Below are 14,772 nucleotides of genomic sequence, written 5' to 3'. Positions count from 1 at the left end.
AATGGTACATTTAAAATCGGTCGAAGCGCTACAAAACTTAGTTAATGACTTTTTAAAGAAAGAAATTAAAGCTGATACTGATCAAGCATTGTTACTTGATGCAATGCAATATTCAGTTAATGCTGGCGGTAAGAGATTACGACCCGCGTTAACTTTGAGAATGATTGATGCTTTTAATCAAGGACAGCAAGACTTAGGGATGTACTTAAAAGCTGTTTGTGCAGTTGAATTGTTGCACACGTATTCATTAATTCATGATGATTTACCAGCGATGGATAATGATGATTTAAGACGTGGACTACCAACTAATCACAAAAAATACGGTGATGCAGTGGCAATTTTAGCGGGTGATGGACTATTAACTTTAGCGTTTCAATGGTTAGTTGATAATGATTTAGACAATCAAATTGCTAGAAGTTTAACGATGCAATTGGCTAAATCTGCTGGCCCTGCTGGCATGGTAGCGGGGCAAGTGATTGATGTTTCTAATGAAGGGAAACATTTATCATATACAGAAGTTCAAAATTTACATGCTAAAAAAACTGGTGCCTTAATTGAGTATGCTATGCAAGCTGCCGGTATTATGGTTAACGCTAATCAAGAAGTTATTAAGGTAATGACATCATTTGGAGGTCATTACGGATTAGCATTTCAAATTTATGATGATTTGATGGATCAGATTGGGACTACTGCTAGGATGGGAAAATTAATCCATAAAGATGATTTAGAGGCGAAGAATACTTATCCCGGTTTGTTTGGAGTAGAAGGTACGAAACAAAAATTGTCGGAAGTATTATCATTAGCTCGAAAAGATTTAACTAAATTAGCTAAAATAACACCGATTAAAGTAACCGATTTTGATGACTTATTAGCATATTTTAAGATATAGGGAGTTTAACTACATGGAGAAACAACGGGTTGATATTTTACTTGTTGAACAAGGATTATTTGATTCTAGAGAACAAGCAAAACGCGCAGTGATGGCTGGAGAAATTTTAGGCCTTAATAATGAACGCTTAGATAAACCAGGTGAAAAGATACCGATAACAACAACTTTACATATGAAGGGTAATAAAATGCCGTTTGTTAGTCGAGGCGGTTTAAAATTAGCGAAAGCCTTAGATGTTTTTGATATCTCAGTTAAAGATAAAACTGTGCTTGATATTGGATCATCTACTGGTGGCTTCACAGATGTGGTCTTACAAAATGGCGCTAAAATGAGTTATGCCTTAGATGTTGGAACTAATCAGTTAGTTTGGCAGTTACGGGATGATCCACGGGTCGACGTGATGGAACAAACTAATTTTAGATATAGTAAGTTAGCAGATTTTGATAAGGGGCAACCCGAGTTTGCCTGTATTGATGTTTCCTTTATTTCGTTAGATTTAATCTTACCTAACTTAGCAACCATTTTAATTAATGGTGGTGAAGTGGTGGCATTAGTTAAACCACAATTTGAAGCAGGCAAAAGTAACGTTGGTAAGCATGGAATTGTACATGATGAAAAAGTTCATCGTGACGTTCTTGAAAAGATTATTAAATTAGCAATTAATAGTTCCTATGATGTTATGCACTTAGACTATTCACCAATTAAGGGTGGACAAGGTAACATTGAATTTTTAATTCATTTAAAATTAATGACACAACCAGGTACAGTTCAAAATAATGTTTCAGTTGATGAGGTTATTGCTGCGGCATATAGCAACTTAGACAAGAAAATCAAAAGAGCTGGAGAGTAAATATGCGAAAAGTTGAACGACAATCACATTTACGTCAATTAATTAATAGTAACAATATTGAACGACAAGACGATTTTGTCCGTTTATTGGAAGCTAAGAATATTGAAGTGACTCAAGCTACAATCTCTCGAGATATTAAAGAGATGCAGTTAATTAAGGTTCCTACTGACGGTGGTGGTTATCATTATAGTTTTCCTGTAAAGAAACAAATGGATAGCGAGAAAAAAATGCGCCGGACATTAAAAGACGCATTTATTTCAATGAAAGCACAAGATAATATGGTCGTAATCAATGTTCATCCTGGTAATGGGCCAGCACTGTCGAGCTTGATCTCACAGTCGAATGACGAAAACTTGTTTGCAACACTTGGTGATGATTCAACTGTACTAAATGTTTGTATTAGTAAAGCTGCAACGCAAGATTTTATGAATAAAATGAATGATTTTTTAGAAGACTAAAATTGAAAGGAGAAGTCGGATGCTTCAGGAATTAACAATTGAAAATTTAGCAATTATCGACCATCTCTCATTAAATTTTAGTGATCAAATGACTGTTCTAACTGGAGAAACCGGAGCAGGAAAGTCAATTATCATTGATGCGGTTGGCCTTTTAGTTGGTGGCCGTGGTTCGCAAGAATTAATCCGTAAAGGTGAAGGGTCATTGAAAGTTCAAGGACAATTTGAAATTTCAGATCAGGTAGTTATTGAAGATGTTTTGAATGAACTTGGAGTTGAAATTACTGATGGAACTTTAGTTATTCAACGTGAAATTAATCGTAATGGTCGTAATATAATTCGAGTCAACGGTACTTTGATGAATACATCTTCACTTAAGAAAATCGGTTCAAGATTAGTTGATATTGAAGGGCAAAACGATCATCAGTTACTAATGCAACCAGAACAACATTTAGGCTTATTAGATGAATTTACTAATCAAGACGATGATTTATTAGCTAAATATGAAACTATCTATGAACAATATACTGATACGATTCATAAAATTAAACAAAAACAAGCTACCGAACAACAATCTGCGCAACGAATTGATATGTTAGAGTTTCAAGTTAATGAAATTAATAATGCAAATTTGATCGAAGATGAAGATGTTGAGTTAACGAACGAACAAGCACAACTAAATCATTTTCAGCAAATCAATACTGCATTACAAACCGTTCAAGGAGTGTTAGCTGGTGACGATAATGGGTCTTCATTAGATGCAATTGCTTCAGCTAAAGAATCACTAGAAGAAATTAGTGATTTTAATGATGATTATACCCAGTTAAATGACCGAGTGTCTGAGGCCTATTTTACTTTACAAGATGTAGCTAATGAAGTTGGACGGCAACTAGACAATTTATCGTTTGATGAAGGTCGATTGAATGAGATTGAACAACGGTTAAACTTAATTAATGATCTTGAAAGAAAATATGGTGATTCAGTCACTGAAATACTTGTGTACTGTACTAAAATTTCAGCTGAGCTAGAATCAATGCAAGAAAACAATGTGACTAGTGATGAACTGGAAGAAAGACTAGTCACGTTAAAATCGCAATTGCAGACCTTAGGAAATAATCTTAGTCAAAATCGAAAACAAGCAGCGAAACAGATTGAAAAAGATATTAAGCAGCAATTAAATGATTTATATATGGAAAAAGCTGTTTTTGAGATCAAATTTATGGATAAAAAGGATGATATGTTCTACAGTAACGGTATTGATCAGGTTGAGTTTTATATTCAAACCAATCCTGGTGAAGAAATGGGGCCGTTAGCTAAAATTGCATCTGGTGGTGAACTATCACGGGTGATGTTAGCTTTAAAAACTATCTTTGCACGCTCACAAGGTGTAACCAGTATTATCTTTGATGAAGTTGATACTGGAGTTAGTGGTCGTGTAGCTCAAGCGATTGCAGAAAAAATTAAAGTAATTGCTAATCAATCACAAGTATTATGTATTACGCATTTACCACAGGTTGCAGCAATGGCTCAACATCATTTATTAATCTCAAAGGCGGTTCAAGATGATCGAACAATTACATCAGTCGATGGACTGGATGAAGAGTCGAGAATCGATGAATTGGCAAGAATGTTAGCCGGTGCTGAAGTAACCCCATTAACGGTTGAACATGCTAAAGAGTTACTAAAAATGGCAAAATAGGAGAATTAACTTTTAAAATAAGAGACCAATAGGAGGATTTATATGCTACTTTCACTTGAACATTTACACAAGGAATATCCGGGACATAAGGTGGCGGTTAACGATGTTAGCCTTGATATTGAAGCAGGAGAATTCGTCTGCTTTATTGGAACATCTGGTTCAGGAAAAACCACGGTATTAAGAATGATTAATCGGATGCTAATGCAAACTTCTGGCACAATATTAATTAATGGTGAAGATACTAGCAAATTAGATCCAGTTAAACTACGTCGAAAATTAGGATATGTAATTCAAAATATTGGTTTAATGCCACATATGACAATTCGTGAAAATATCACGTTAGTCCCTAAATTACTAAAGTGGTCACAAGAAAAACGAAATACCAAAGCAGTTGAATTAATTAAGTTGGCACAGTTACCAGAAGAATTTTTAGATCGCTATCCATCTGAATTGTCTGGTGGACAACAACAACGAATTGGTGTGGTACGTGCTTTTGCAGCTGACCAGGATATTATTTTAATGGATGAACCATTTGGTGCGTTAGATCCAATCACTCGTGAATCTTTACAAGATCTAGTGCAAGATTTACAACAGCGATTAGGTAAAACGTTTATTTTCGTGACTCATGATATGGATGAAGCACTTAAATTAGCAACTAAAGTAGTTATTATGGATGGTGGCGAGGTAATGCAGATTGACTCACCAGAAAACATTTTGAAACATCCAGCTAATGATTTTGTCACCAATTTAATTGGTGAAGAACGTTTGATTCAAGCACGCCCAAGTGTAACTTCGGTTGGACAAATTATGCTTAAGTCACCAATTTATATTACGCAAGATCAACCATTGCCAGTGGCTTTAAAAACGATGCATAAAAGCCGAGTAGATACACTACTTGTCACGAGTGATAATCGTGAATTACGTGGTGTTTTAGATATCGAAACATTGAACGATGAATTTAATTCGGGTAAAACCGTCGGTGATATTATGGACGACAAAGTTTTTTATGTATTTGAGCAATCAATTGTCCGCGATACGGTTAACCGTATTTTGAAATTAGGTTATAAAAACGTGCCAGTTGTAAATAAAGACCGCCAATTGGTGGGAATTGTTACTCGGGCAACAATTGTTGATATGGTTTATAACGCTCTTTGGAGCCAAGATGAGGATGCCAATGATCAAACTCAAATTGGAAACAAGGAGGCTGATATAGATGATTAGTTTCTTTCAAGCAAATGGAGCGGAATTAATTCTAAAAATATGGCAGCATATTTATTTGTCATTTATTTCATTAGGTTTAGGGATTATTGTAGCCGTTCCGATTGCGATTGGTTTAACTAGAGCTAAGAAAATTGCAGGATTTGTAATTGGTTTAGCAAGTGTTTTACAAACTGTTCCTTCAATGGCGTTATTAGCATTGATGATTCCAATTTTTGGAATTGGTAGTCTGCCTGCAATTGTGGCGCTATTCATCTACTCATTATTACCAATTTTGCGCAATACATATATTGGCTTAAATAATGTTGATCCTAGCGTATTAGACGCTGCTAAGGGAATTGGGATGAGTAACATGCAATCAATTATCCAAGTTGAATTAAAACTGGCTGCGCCGGTAATTATGGCGGGAATTAGATTGTCAGCGACGTTCGTGATTGCTTGGGCAACCTTAGCATCATATATTGGTGCTGGTGGGTTAGGTGATTTCATTTTTAATGGTTTGAATTTATATCGTAGTGATTTAATTTTAGCCGGTTCAGTCCCAGTTATCTTATTAGCATTGATTACGGATTACATACTTGGAAAAATTGAGTATGTATTAACGCCGAAATCAATCAGAGTTTAGGGGGGACTAACTTATGAATAAAAGAAGAATAACGATTGTCTCCGTATTAGCAATGGCGATGATTTTCTTATCAGGATGTGGTTTTCCAGGACTTAGTTCATCTTCAGATGACACAATCCGTATTGCCGCCTTAAATACAACTGAACAACAAATCTTAGCGTCAATGGATCAACAAATGATTGAACATTATACTGACTTACACGTAACAATTATCAGTAATTTAGGCTCATCAAATGTGTCATTTGAAGCCATGAAACGTGGGGATGCTGATATGTCAGCAGCTCGTTATGATGGAACTGATTTGACGACAATTCTTGGTAAAACCAGTAGTGGTAATCCTAAAACGGATAGTGAAACAGTCAAAAAAGCCTTCCAGAAGAAGTACGGTTTTACCTATCTACCATCATATGGATTTGCTGATACGTATGCATGGATGGTCACACAGGCAACCGCTAAAAAATACAACTTAAATACGGTTTCTGATATGAAAACTCATGCTTCCGAGTTGAGCGTTGGCCTTGATCAAACTTGGATGAAACGTAGTGGGGATGGTTATCCTGCATTTCAAAAGAAATATAATTTCTCATTTGGTACAGCTTCACCAATGCAAATTGGATTAGTGTATGATGCTGTATCAGCAGGTAAAATGGATGCTGTATTAGGTTATTCAACTGATGGTCGAATTAGTAGTTACAATTTGAAACTATTAAAAGATGATCAGAACTTTTTCCCACCATATTATGCTTATCCAGTTGCGACAACTAAGATTTTAAAGGAACATCCAGAGTTGATTAAAGTATTAAGCAAATTAAGTGGAAAAATTTCCGTTTCAACCATGCAAAAATTAAATTATCAAGCAGATGATGAGTTAAAAGAACCTAGTGTTGTAGCAAAAGAATTTTTACAAAAGCATAACTATTTTGAAGGGAGCAACGACTAATGAAAAATATGAATTTAGGACAGCAGTTAGTTGAATACTTCATAAATAATGGGATGTATGTACTGCAACAATTTAGTCGACATTTTTTAATTTCAATTTATGGCGTGTTGCTTGCTGCAATTGTGGGAGTACCAATTGGTATTTGGATTTCACGTTCAAAAAAACTAAGTGACGTAGTCATTGGTATCGCGAATGTGATTCAAACGATTCCATCTTTAGCGATGTTGTCAATTATCATGTTAGGTCTTGGACTGGGAGTTAACACCGTGATTGTGACGGTATTTTTATACTCATTGCTACCAATTATCAAAAATACCTATACGGGAATGCAAAATGTAAATGAAGATATTTTGGATGCTGGTAAAGGAATTGGAATGACAGCATTTCAAAGACTGCGATTCATTGAATTACCGTTATCAATGTCGGTAATTATGGCTGGGATTCGTAATGCGCTAGTATTAGCAATCGGAATTACGGCAATTGGATCGTTTGTTGGTTCAGGTGGTTTGGGTGATATTATCATCCGAGGAACGAATGCAACTAATGGAGCTGCCATCATTTTAGCAGGGGCATTACCAACTGCGATTATGGCAATTATCTCAGATGGAGTTTTAGGATTCTTAGAAAAGAAACTAGATCCATCTCGACATTAAAAAAACAAGATTTGAGTTTTAACTCAAATCTTGTTTTTTTAAATTTATTTTAATTTGATATATTTAATTTGGTTAAAATCGATAAAGAAACTTACATTAGTAGAACTTTTTAATAGGAATCTAGATTGAGATAACTTAGAAATGATTCCAGATGCAGTGGTAGTTTCATCTGATTGGTTAAAAGCTAACATTTCTAAGGTAACAACAGAATTATTATCAATGGCTTGTTCAATGAATAGTTGCTTTTGAAAATCTGGCATGTTTAAGTTAGACGATGTTTCATTAGTTTTACGAGCATTAGCAAGAAAGAAATCATCGAACCTTTCTTTAAATTCAGTACTAACCCGTTGAATTGGTTTTTGATAATAATTTTGCATGATGTACTCCTCCGAACGTATGTTTGCTATCAATAATTATAGTATACGAACAAACGTTCGAATTTGCAAGTGTCTTTATTTTTTCTTAACAATTTACATTTATGTTTAAGTAAAAAGTCTTGATAAAACGACGTATTTAGTGCAAAATGGAAGTTATCATTAAAAGATAAGGAGTCTTCACAGCATATGGTAAAGCGCGGCATGTTAATTGTTTTATCTGGACCTTCTGGTGTTGGTAAGGGGACAGTTCGAAAAGCAATCTTTGATCAAAAGAAAAATGACTTTCAATATTCGATTTCGATGACGACTAGAAAGCCTCGCCCTGGCGAAGTTGATGGCGTTGATTATTTCTTTGTTTCTACGGAAGAATTTGAAAAACGGATCCAAAATGGTGGAATGTTAGAGTACGCTAAGTATGTTGACAACTACTATGGGACACCGTTAGACTATGTGGAAGACACTTTGAATTCAGGTAAAGATGTTTTTCTTGAAATTGAAGTCAATGGTGCAATGCAAGTTCGTGCCAAATGTCCAGACGGGGTGTTCGTATTTTTAACACCACCAGATTTAATTGAGCTAAAGCAACGATTAATTTCTCGCGGAACTGATGATATGGATGTAATTAACAAACGTATTGCGAAAGCCGTTGGCGAAATTAAGATGATGCAAAACTACGATTATGCCGTTGTAAATGACGTAGTTGCGAATGCTGTTGAGAAGATAAAAGATGTTATTCGGAGTGAACGTTTACGCGTAACTCGAGTAATGCCTGATTATATCGGAATGTTAGGGGAGAATAACTAATGATTTTATATCCATCTGTAGATAACCTATTAAATAAAGTTGATTCACGTTACTCTTTAATTATGCTTGCTAGCAAGCGAGCTCATGAACTAGAAGCCAATCCAGGTAGTGAATTATTAAGTAAATATAATTCTGATAAAACTGTTGGTCGCGCGCTTGAAGAAATCGAAGCCGGCGAAGTTACGATTGATAAAGCTTAATATGTATACCGATTAAAGCAAGACCGCAATTAATTGCGGTCTTTTTTATTATCAATGGGTTTAAATTGGTTGAGACTGGGTATTCTAATGGTATAATTTTAGAAGATATACTTGAGGGGGAATTAAGATGGCAAATGTTGCAATACATGTTACTGGCGGAATCGCTGCTTATAAAATTGTTTCATTAGTTCGAGAATTTCAAAAGCATGGGGATACTGTTCGTGTAGCCATGACAGATTCAGCTCAAAAATTTGTAACTTCGACAACATTTAGCGCCTTAACTAAATACCCAACTTTAACTAATCTTTGGACAAAAGAAAATGAAGATAAAATCGCGCATATTGAATTGGCTGATTGGACTGATATTGCGGTCGTTGCACCAGCAACCGCTGATATAATTGGTAAGTTAGCCAATGGTATTAGTGATGATGCCGTATCAACAACTCTGCTGGCAACCAGTGCTCGTAAAGTTATTATTCCAGCAATGAATAGCCATATGTGGTCTAATCCATCGACACAAAGAAATATTCAGCAACTAAAACAAGATGGCTATGAAGTTTTAGCGCCAGCAACTGGACGATTAGCTGAAGGCTATACTGGAACTGGTCGGATGCCGGAAGTTGCAGAAATATTTAACTTTGTCGTTAATCAAAAAAATGATTTATTATCTGGAAAACGGGTTTTAATTAGTGCTGGTGGAACGCGGGAACGAATTGATCCCGTCCGATTTATTGGTAATCGTTCATCTGGTAAAATGGGAATTGCACTTGCTGTAGCAGCTGCAAGTGCTGGAGCTGAAGTAACTTTAGTAGTTGGACAAATTAGTGTCGAATTACCAGTTCATCCCCAAATTAAAATTATTAAAATTGAATCAACCAATGAATTATTAAATACGGTGATGACCGAATTTACTCAAACTGATATTTTGATTATGGCCGCCGCGGTTGCTGATTTTGAACCAGAAATGATTGCAGATCAAAAAATCAAAAAAGCAGCTGACAATGATGAATTTGTTTTAAAACTTAAAAAGACTCCGGATATTTTGAAATCAGTGGGAGCTATTAAAAAGCATCAATTAATCATTGGTTTTGCTGCCGAAACCCAGGAGCTAAATAAAAATGCACAAGCAAAATTAGTTAGTAAGCATGCTGATATGATTATTGCTAATAACGTGGTCACTGATGGAATTGGCTTTGAAAGTAATGATAATCAAGTAACAATTTTTGAAAGTCAACAAGACCCCAAACCATTAACCAAAATGTCAAAAATGCAATTAGCTAATCAGCTAGTCGAATTAATTGCAAAAAAGTTAGGTGATTAGATGGCGGAAATCGCACAAGTTATCGTGGATGTCCCAACAATGCAAACCAATCGTCCTTATACTTATCAAGTACCTGCGCAGTTTGACCGTCAAATTCAAGTTGGCATGCGGGTAATTATTCCGTTTGGAAATGGAAGTCGACAGGTACAAGGATTTGTCGTTGGGTTGGATGAACAAACTGAGTTTGATGGTGAACTCAAATCAATTATTTCAATTATGGATTTAAATCCTGTTTTGAATCAAGAACTGCTAGCGATGTCTCAATGGTTAGCAGACTCTTGTTATGCCTTCAGAATCTCCTGTATGCACACAATGTTACCCAATGTGATGAAAACTAAAACACAACGATATTTACAAATTATCGATGAATTAAGCGAAACAGATTTATTTGAACTATTTCACGGCCAAGATGAAATTTTATTTGATCCTGAAAATATGCCGGCAGAAACCGTAAGTCGCTTATTAAAATTAAAACGTCAGCACCAAATTGAAGTTACATATGCGTTGACTGATCAAGCCAAAGCAAAGTTCGTTACCAGTATTAAGCCAACCATGAGCTTTGAACGTTACGAAGAAGAAAGATCTTTGTTACGTGCTAGTGCAAAAGCGCAAAATAAATTGTTGTCATTTTTACAAAGTATTCTTGGTAAAGAAATGTCATTGAGTGAAGCAAAAGAAATAACTGGATTAGCTAATTCAATTTTTACAACTGGTGAAAAAAAACAGTGGCTTGAAAAAGACCAACTAGAAGTTTTACGGACGCCGCAAACCACTTTAAATAGTGATAATAAAGTAATTCCTGAACTAACCGCTGATCAAAAAGTGGCAGTTGATGCAATTTGCGAATCAATCAATCAGGAAAAAACGGCTGAAACCTTTCTATTACAAGGGGTAACTGGTAGTGGAAAAACCGAGGTTTATTTACGAGCCATCGAAGAAACGCTAAGTGAAGATAAAACGGCTTTAATGTTAGTTCCTGAAATTTCATTGACGCCACAAATGGTGACACGCGTTAAAGGCAGATTTGGTGAATTAGTTGCCGTTTTACATAGTGGTCTTTCAAATGGTGAACGATACGATGAATGGCGCCGAATTGAACGTGGTGAAGCAAAAGTGGTGGTTGGTGCTCGCTCCGCTATTTTTGCACCATTGCAATCGATTGGTTTGATTATTATGGATGAAGAACATGAAACTAGTTATAAGCAAGATGAAACCCCACGTTATCATGCACGTAACGTTGCTAAATGGCGTAGTGAATATTATGGGGCAACAATTGTGTTAGGTAGTGCAACCCCAAGTTTAGAATCACGCGCACGTGCGCAAAAAGGGGTCTATCATCACCTGTTGTTGCCCGAACGCATTAATCAGCAGCCGTTACCCGCAGTCCAAGTAATTGATATGCGACAAGAATTACGTAAACATGCCGAAAGTAATTTTTCAACGGCTTTATTAGACGCCGTTAAAGACCGGATTAGTCGCGGTGAACAGAGTATTTTAATGCTAAATCGCCGTGGCTACTCGTCCTTTATTATGTGCCGGGATTGTGGTTTTGTGATGCAATGTCCTAATTGTGATATTTCTTTAACTTTACATATGGATACACATACGATGAAATGTCATTATTGTGGTCATGAAGAAGGCATTCCAAAGATTTGTCCTAATTGCCAAGGCCACAAAATTCGATACTATGGAACCGGAACCCAAAAAGTTCAAGAAGAACTCCAGAGTTTAATTCCGGACGCTAAAATTTTGCGAATGGATGTGGATACAACCAGACGTAAAGGTGCCCATGAAAAATTATTAAATGCGTTTGGTAATCAAGAAGCAGATATCTTATTGGGTACCCAAATGATTGCGAAGGGATTAGATTTTCCTAACGTGACCTTAGTGGGAGTTATAAATGCTGATACCGCATTAGGCTTACCCGACTTTCGTTCGAGTGAACGAACCTTTCAACTATTAACTCAAGTTAGTGGTCGAGCCGGCCGTGCTGATAAAGCCGGAGCGGTGATTGTCCAAACCTTTAATCCGGATCATTATGCGATTAAGTTAGCTCAACATCATGATTATGAACGCTTTTTTCAAACAGAAATGAACATTCGGCACCGGGGTAAATATCCACCTTACTTCTATACTTTACAAATTAGCGTGAGCCATGAAGAAGAAGTTCAAGCCGCAAAGTCAATTATGGAAATTGCTCAATTTTTAAAGGCTAATTTAGCAGCAACGAGTATTATTTTAGGACCAACGCCCAAGTCAATTGCGCGAATGAATCGTAAGTACTACTATCAATTAGTAATCAAATATAAACAAGATAATCAATTGCATTCAACATTAACTCAAATGATGGATCAAATTCAAAAACAAAGTCGGCAGGGCATTCAAATCTCGATTGACCCAGAGCCACAACATTTTATATAAAAGGATGGAAGCATATGACATCAATCGTTTTTATGGGAACTCCCCAATTTTCAGTACCAATTTTAGAAAGTTTAATTGAACATAATTATGATGTATTAGCTGTCGTTACACAGCCCGACCGTAAAGTCGGTCGTAAACATGTTTTAACGGCACCACCAGTGAAACAAGCTGCTTTAAAGCATGACATTGAAATTCTACAACCAGAGAAAATTAATCATAGCCCTGAAATGGATCGTGTAATTGAATTAAAGCCAGATTTAATTGTTACAGCGGCCTTTGGCCAATTCTTACCAACAAAATTATTAGCAGCGGCGAAAATAGCGGCAGTTAACGTCCATGCGTCATTACTTCCTAAGTATCGTGGTGGTGCGCCTGTTCATTATTCCGTTATTAATGGGGATGAGCAAACTGGAGTTTCAATTATCTACATGGTAAAGAAAATGGATGCTGGCGATATTTTATCGCAACGAGCAATTAAAATTGAAAAAACTGATGACACGGGAAATATGTTTGATAAGCTGAGCTTATTAGGCCGTGATTTATTACTTGAAACGTTACCTGAATTATTAAACGGGACTAATCAAGCAGTTGCCCAAACTGAGAGTGAAGTGACTTTTTCACCGAATATTTCGTCAGTTGAAGAACGGATTGATATTAACAAAACAGCAGGCCAAATTGATGATCAAGTTCGGGGGATGCGACCATTTCCAATTAGTAATATGCTAATGGATAACGTGGTGACTAAAATTATTGACGTTACACCATTAACTGAGACAACAGAATTAAAGCCAGGGCAAATTGTTCAGATTGGTAAAAAAGAATTGATTGTTGCTGCTGGTGATGGAACTACTTTTAAAATTAATCAACTAAAACCAGCTGGGAAACCACTGATGAAAATCGTGGACTATCTTAATGGTCATCATGATTTAGCTCAAGGAGGGCAACTAATAACTAATGACTAATTCAGCGAATAACCCCAAATCAGCAAGACTACTTGCATTAGAGTCACTTGAAAAAGTACTAACTTCAGGAGCGTATTCTAACTTGCAATTGAACCAGGTTATCGAACAAAATAATTTAGCTGATAATGACCGACGATTACTTACAAATTTAGTGTATGGTGTAATACAACATCGCTTGACGCTAGAGTTTTGGTTGGAGTCCTTTATTAAAGGTAAGAAAATTGATGACTGGGTAAAAATACTATTAATGATGGCACTTTATCAATATCATTATTTGGATAAAGTTCCAGAATGGGCAATTACTGATGAATCAATTAAATTAGCTAAGATTAAAGGACACGAAGGGATTCGTAAATTTGTCACTGCAATTTTACATCGCATGTTACGTGAAGATTTAAGGAGCTTTAATAAAATTGATTCTGAAATCACACGTATCAGTATTGAGTACAGTGTTCCAGAATGGTTAATTGAAGAACTTAGTCATCAATATGGTGATCATCAAATGATGAGAATTGTTGAATCACTTAATCATCCAGCTAATCAATCGTTACGAATTAATACAAAATTAGCTGACAAAGAAGAAATTACACGTCAATTATTTGAAGATGACCTAGAATTTAGAGATAGTAGAGTTGCAGCTAACGCACTAGTATTAGAACGTGGCGTTATTGCTAATACGCATGCTTTTAAAAATGGTGAAATTACTATTCAAGATGAAAGTGCGATGTTAGCCGTTGAAAATATGCATTTAGAAAAGTCATTTAAAGTTTTAGATGCTTGTGCAGCCCCTGGTGGTAAAACAGTACAAATCGCAGCGATGCTAGATGCAGCTGCTGGTGGTAAAGTAACCGCATTGGATATTCATCAAAATAAAATAAAATTAATTAAAAATAATGCCAAGCGATTAGGTGTTGAAGATGTAGTAGAAGCAATTGATTTAGATGCGCGTAAGGTTGACAATCAATTCGATGATGAAAGCTTTGATGCAATTTTAGTTGATGCACCTTGTAGTGGATTTGGACTAATTCGTCGTAAACCAGAAATTCGCTATGAAAAAGAATTAAGTGACAGTTATAACTTACAAAAAGTTCAATTAGAAATTTTAGAAGCGGTTGCCCCAAAAATTAAAAAGAACGGTATAATCACATACAGTACTTGTACCATTTTAAAACAAGAAAATGATGACGTAATCAACATGTTTTTAGCTAATCATTCTGAATTTATTTTAGAGCGAACACATACTAGTTTAGATTTAAAAGCAAAACGTGAATCAAAGACCTTGACAATTTTGCCAAGTGATTTTGATTCAGATGGATTTTTTGTTAGTTCATTACGTCGTACTATGTGAGGAGTGGGCA

General features: G+C 35.9%; 15 protein-coding genes. 14 read left to right on the top strand and 1 reads right to left on the bottom strand.

The features are described 5' to 3' along the window. Position 1: 1 nt before the first annotated feature. Genes FC70_RS08845 through FC70_RS08810 form a run of 8 tightly spaced genes read left to right on the top strand, consistent with a single transcriptional unit; the run spans position 2 to position 7,329 of the window. Positions 2 to 889 (top strand): polyprenyl synthetase family protein, encoded by an 888-nt coding sequence (locus FC70_RS08845; RefSeq protein ID WP_057890636.1) that lies wholly within the window; start codon positions 2 to 4, stop codon positions 887 to 889. A 13-nt stretch (positions 890 to 902) separates the two neighbouring features. After that, positions 903 to 1,739, top strand: coding sequence for a TlyA family RNA methyltransferase (locus FC70_RS08840; RefSeq protein WP_057890635.1), 837 nt, complete (start codon positions 903 to 905; stop codon positions 1,737 to 1,739). 2 nt (positions 1,740 to 1,741) lie between these two features. Next, positions 1,742 to 2,197: an arginine repressor gene (locus FC70_RS08835; RefSeq protein WP_057890634.1), complete on the top strand. Its 456-nt coding sequence runs from the start codon at positions 1,742 to 1,744 to the stop codon at positions 2,195 to 2,197. 19 nt (positions 2,198 to 2,216) lie between these two features. After that, positions 2,217 to 3,893 (top strand): DNA repair protein RecN, encoded by a 1,677-nt coding sequence (gene recN / locus FC70_RS08830; RefSeq protein WP_057890633.1) that lies wholly within the window; start codon positions 2,217 to 2,219, stop codon positions 3,891 to 3,893. A 42-nt stretch (positions 3,894 to 3,935) separates the two neighbouring features. Further along, on the top strand, positions 3,936 to 5,114 hold the full coding sequence (locus tag FC70_RS08825) for a betaine/proline/choline family ABC transporter ATP-binding protein (protein WP_057890632.1): 1,179 nt from the start codon (positions 3,936 to 3,938) through the stop codon (positions 5,112 to 5,114). Continuing rightward, positions 5,107 to 5,736: an ABC transporter permease gene (locus FC70_RS08820; RefSeq protein WP_057890631.1), complete on the top strand. Its 630-nt coding sequence runs from the start codon at positions 5,107 to 5,109 to the stop codon at positions 5,734 to 5,736. The genes FC70_RS08825 and FC70_RS08820 overlap by 8 nt, the downstream gene beginning before the upstream one ends. 13 nt (positions 5,737 to 5,749) lie before the next feature. Continuing rightward, a complete protein-coding gene (locus FC70_RS08815) occupies positions 5,750 to 6,676 on the top strand; it encodes an osmoprotectant ABC transporter substrate-binding protein (protein ID WP_057890630.1) in 927 nt (308 codons plus the stop codon). Then, positions 6,676 to 7,329: an ABC transporter permease gene (locus FC70_RS08810; protein WP_057890629.1), complete on the top strand. Its 654-nt coding sequence runs from the start codon at positions 6,676 to 6,678 to the stop codon at positions 7,327 to 7,329. The genes FC70_RS08815 and FC70_RS08810 overlap by 1 nt, the downstream gene beginning before the upstream one ends. 44 nt (positions 7,330 to 7,373) lie before the next feature. Here the strand turns inward: FC70_RS08810 and FC70_RS08805 are convergent, their stop codons facing one another. Next, on the bottom strand, positions 7,374 to 7,706 hold the full coding sequence (locus tag FC70_RS08805; RefSeq protein ID WP_057890628.1) for a hypothetical protein: 333 nt from the start codon (positions 7,704 to 7,706) through the stop codon (positions 7,374 to 7,376). Positions 7,707 to 7,892: 186 nt separating this feature from the next. Between FC70_RS08805 and gmk the strand changes: the two genes are divergently transcribed. The 6 genes from gmk (at position 7,893) to rsmB (ending at position 14,762) form a co-directional block, all read left to right on the top strand. Then, positions 7,893 to 8,510, top strand: coding sequence for a guanylate kinase (gene gmk, locus FC70_RS08800; protein WP_057890627.1), 618 nt, complete (start codon positions 7,893 to 7,895; stop codon positions 8,508 to 8,510). Further along, the gene (gene rpoZ, locus FC70_RS08795; protein WP_057890626.1) at positions 8,510 to 8,710 is read left to right on the top strand and encodes a DNA-directed RNA polymerase subunit omega; all 201 of its coding nucleotides are present in this window, start codon (positions 8,510 to 8,512) and stop codon (positions 8,708 to 8,710) included. The genes gmk and rpoZ overlap by 1 nt, the downstream gene beginning before the upstream one ends. A gap of 127 nt (positions 8,711 to 8,837) precedes the next feature. Then, complete coding sequence (gene coaBC / locus FC70_RS08790) at positions 8,838 to 10,031, top strand: bifunctional phosphopantothenoylcysteine decarboxylase/phosphopantothenate--cysteine ligase CoaBC (protein ID WP_057890625.1); 1,194 nt, start codon at positions 8,838 to 8,840, stop codon at positions 10,029 to 10,031. Further along, positions 10,032 to 12,452, top strand: a complete 2,421-nt coding sequence (gene priA / locus FC70_RS08785; RefSeq protein WP_057890624.1) for a primosomal protein N' — start codon at positions 10,032 to 10,034, stop codon at positions 12,450 to 12,452. Between the two features lie 14 nt (positions 12,453 to 12,466). Next, entirely contained in the window at positions 12,467 to 13,414 is a 948-nt protein-coding gene (gene fmt / locus FC70_RS08780; protein WP_057890623.1) for a methionyl-tRNA formyltransferase, read from the top strand. Continuing rightward, a complete protein-coding gene (gene rsmB / locus FC70_RS08775; protein WP_057890622.1) occupies positions 13,407 to 14,762 on the top strand; it encodes a 16S rRNA (cytosine(967)-C(5))-methyltransferase RsmB in 1,356 nt (451 codons plus the stop codon). The genes fmt and rsmB overlap by 8 nt, the downstream gene beginning before the upstream one ends. Positions 14,763 to 14,772: the final 10 nt, after the last annotated feature.

This window comes from Paucilactobacillus oligofermentans DSM 15707 = LMG 22743 (assembly GCF_001434315.1).
In the GTDB taxonomy this organism is placed as follows: domain Bacteria; phylum Bacillota; class Bacilli; order Lactobacillales; family Lactobacillaceae; genus Paucilactobacillus; species Paucilactobacillus oligofermentans.
This window is presented reverse-complemented; position numbering and strand designations above follow the sequence as displayed.

Coding starts and splice junctions, on each gene's coding strand:
- FC70_RS08845 (WP_057890636.1), top strand. CDS start 2: ATGGTACATTTAAAATCGGTCGAAGCGCTACAAAACTTAGTTAATGAC.
- FC70_RS08840 (WP_057890635.1), top strand. CDS start 903: ATGGAGAAACAACGGGTTGATATTTTACTTGTTGAACAAGGATTATTT.
- FC70_RS08835 (WP_057890634.1), top strand. CDS start 1,742: ATGCGAAAAGTTGAACGACAATCACATTTACGTCAATTAATTAATAGT.
- recN (WP_057890633.1), top strand. CDS start 2,217: ATGCTTCAGGAATTAACAATTGAAAATTTAGCAATTATCGACCATCTC.
- FC70_RS08825 (WP_057890632.1), top strand. CDS start 3,936: ATGCTACTTTCACTTGAACATTTACACAAGGAATATCCGGGACATAAG.
- FC70_RS08820 (WP_057890631.1), top strand. CDS start 5,107: ATGATTAGTTTCTTTCAAGCAAATGGAGCGGAATTAATTCTAAAAATA.
- FC70_RS08815 (WP_057890630.1), top strand. CDS start 5,750: ATGAATAAAAGAAGAATAACGATTGTCTCCGTATTAGCAATGGCGATG.
- FC70_RS08810 (WP_057890629.1), top strand. CDS start 6,676: ATGAAAAATATGAATTTAGGACAGCAGTTAGTTGAATACTTCATAAAT.
- FC70_RS08805 (WP_057890628.1), bottom strand. CDS start 7,706: ATGCAAAATTATTATCAAAAACCAATTCAACGGGTTAGTACTGAATTT.
- gmk (WP_057890627.1), top strand. CDS start 7,893: ATGGTAAAGCGCGGCATGTTAATTGTTTTATCTGGACCTTCTGGTGTT.
- rpoZ (WP_057890626.1), top strand. CDS start 8,510: ATGATTTTATATCCATCTGTAGATAACCTATTAAATAAAGTTGATTCA.
- coaBC (WP_057890625.1), top strand. CDS start 8,838: ATGGCAAATGTTGCAATACATGTTACTGGCGGAATCGCTGCTTATAAA.
- priA (WP_057890624.1), top strand. CDS start 10,032: ATGGCGGAAATCGCACAAGTTATCGTGGATGTCCCAACAATGCAAACC.
- fmt (WP_057890623.1), top strand. CDS start 12,467: ATGACATCAATCGTTTTTATGGGAACTCCCCAATTTTCAGTACCAATT.
- rsmB (WP_057890622.1), top strand. CDS start 13,407: ATGACTAATTCAGCGAATAACCCCAAATCAGCAAGACTACTTGCATTA.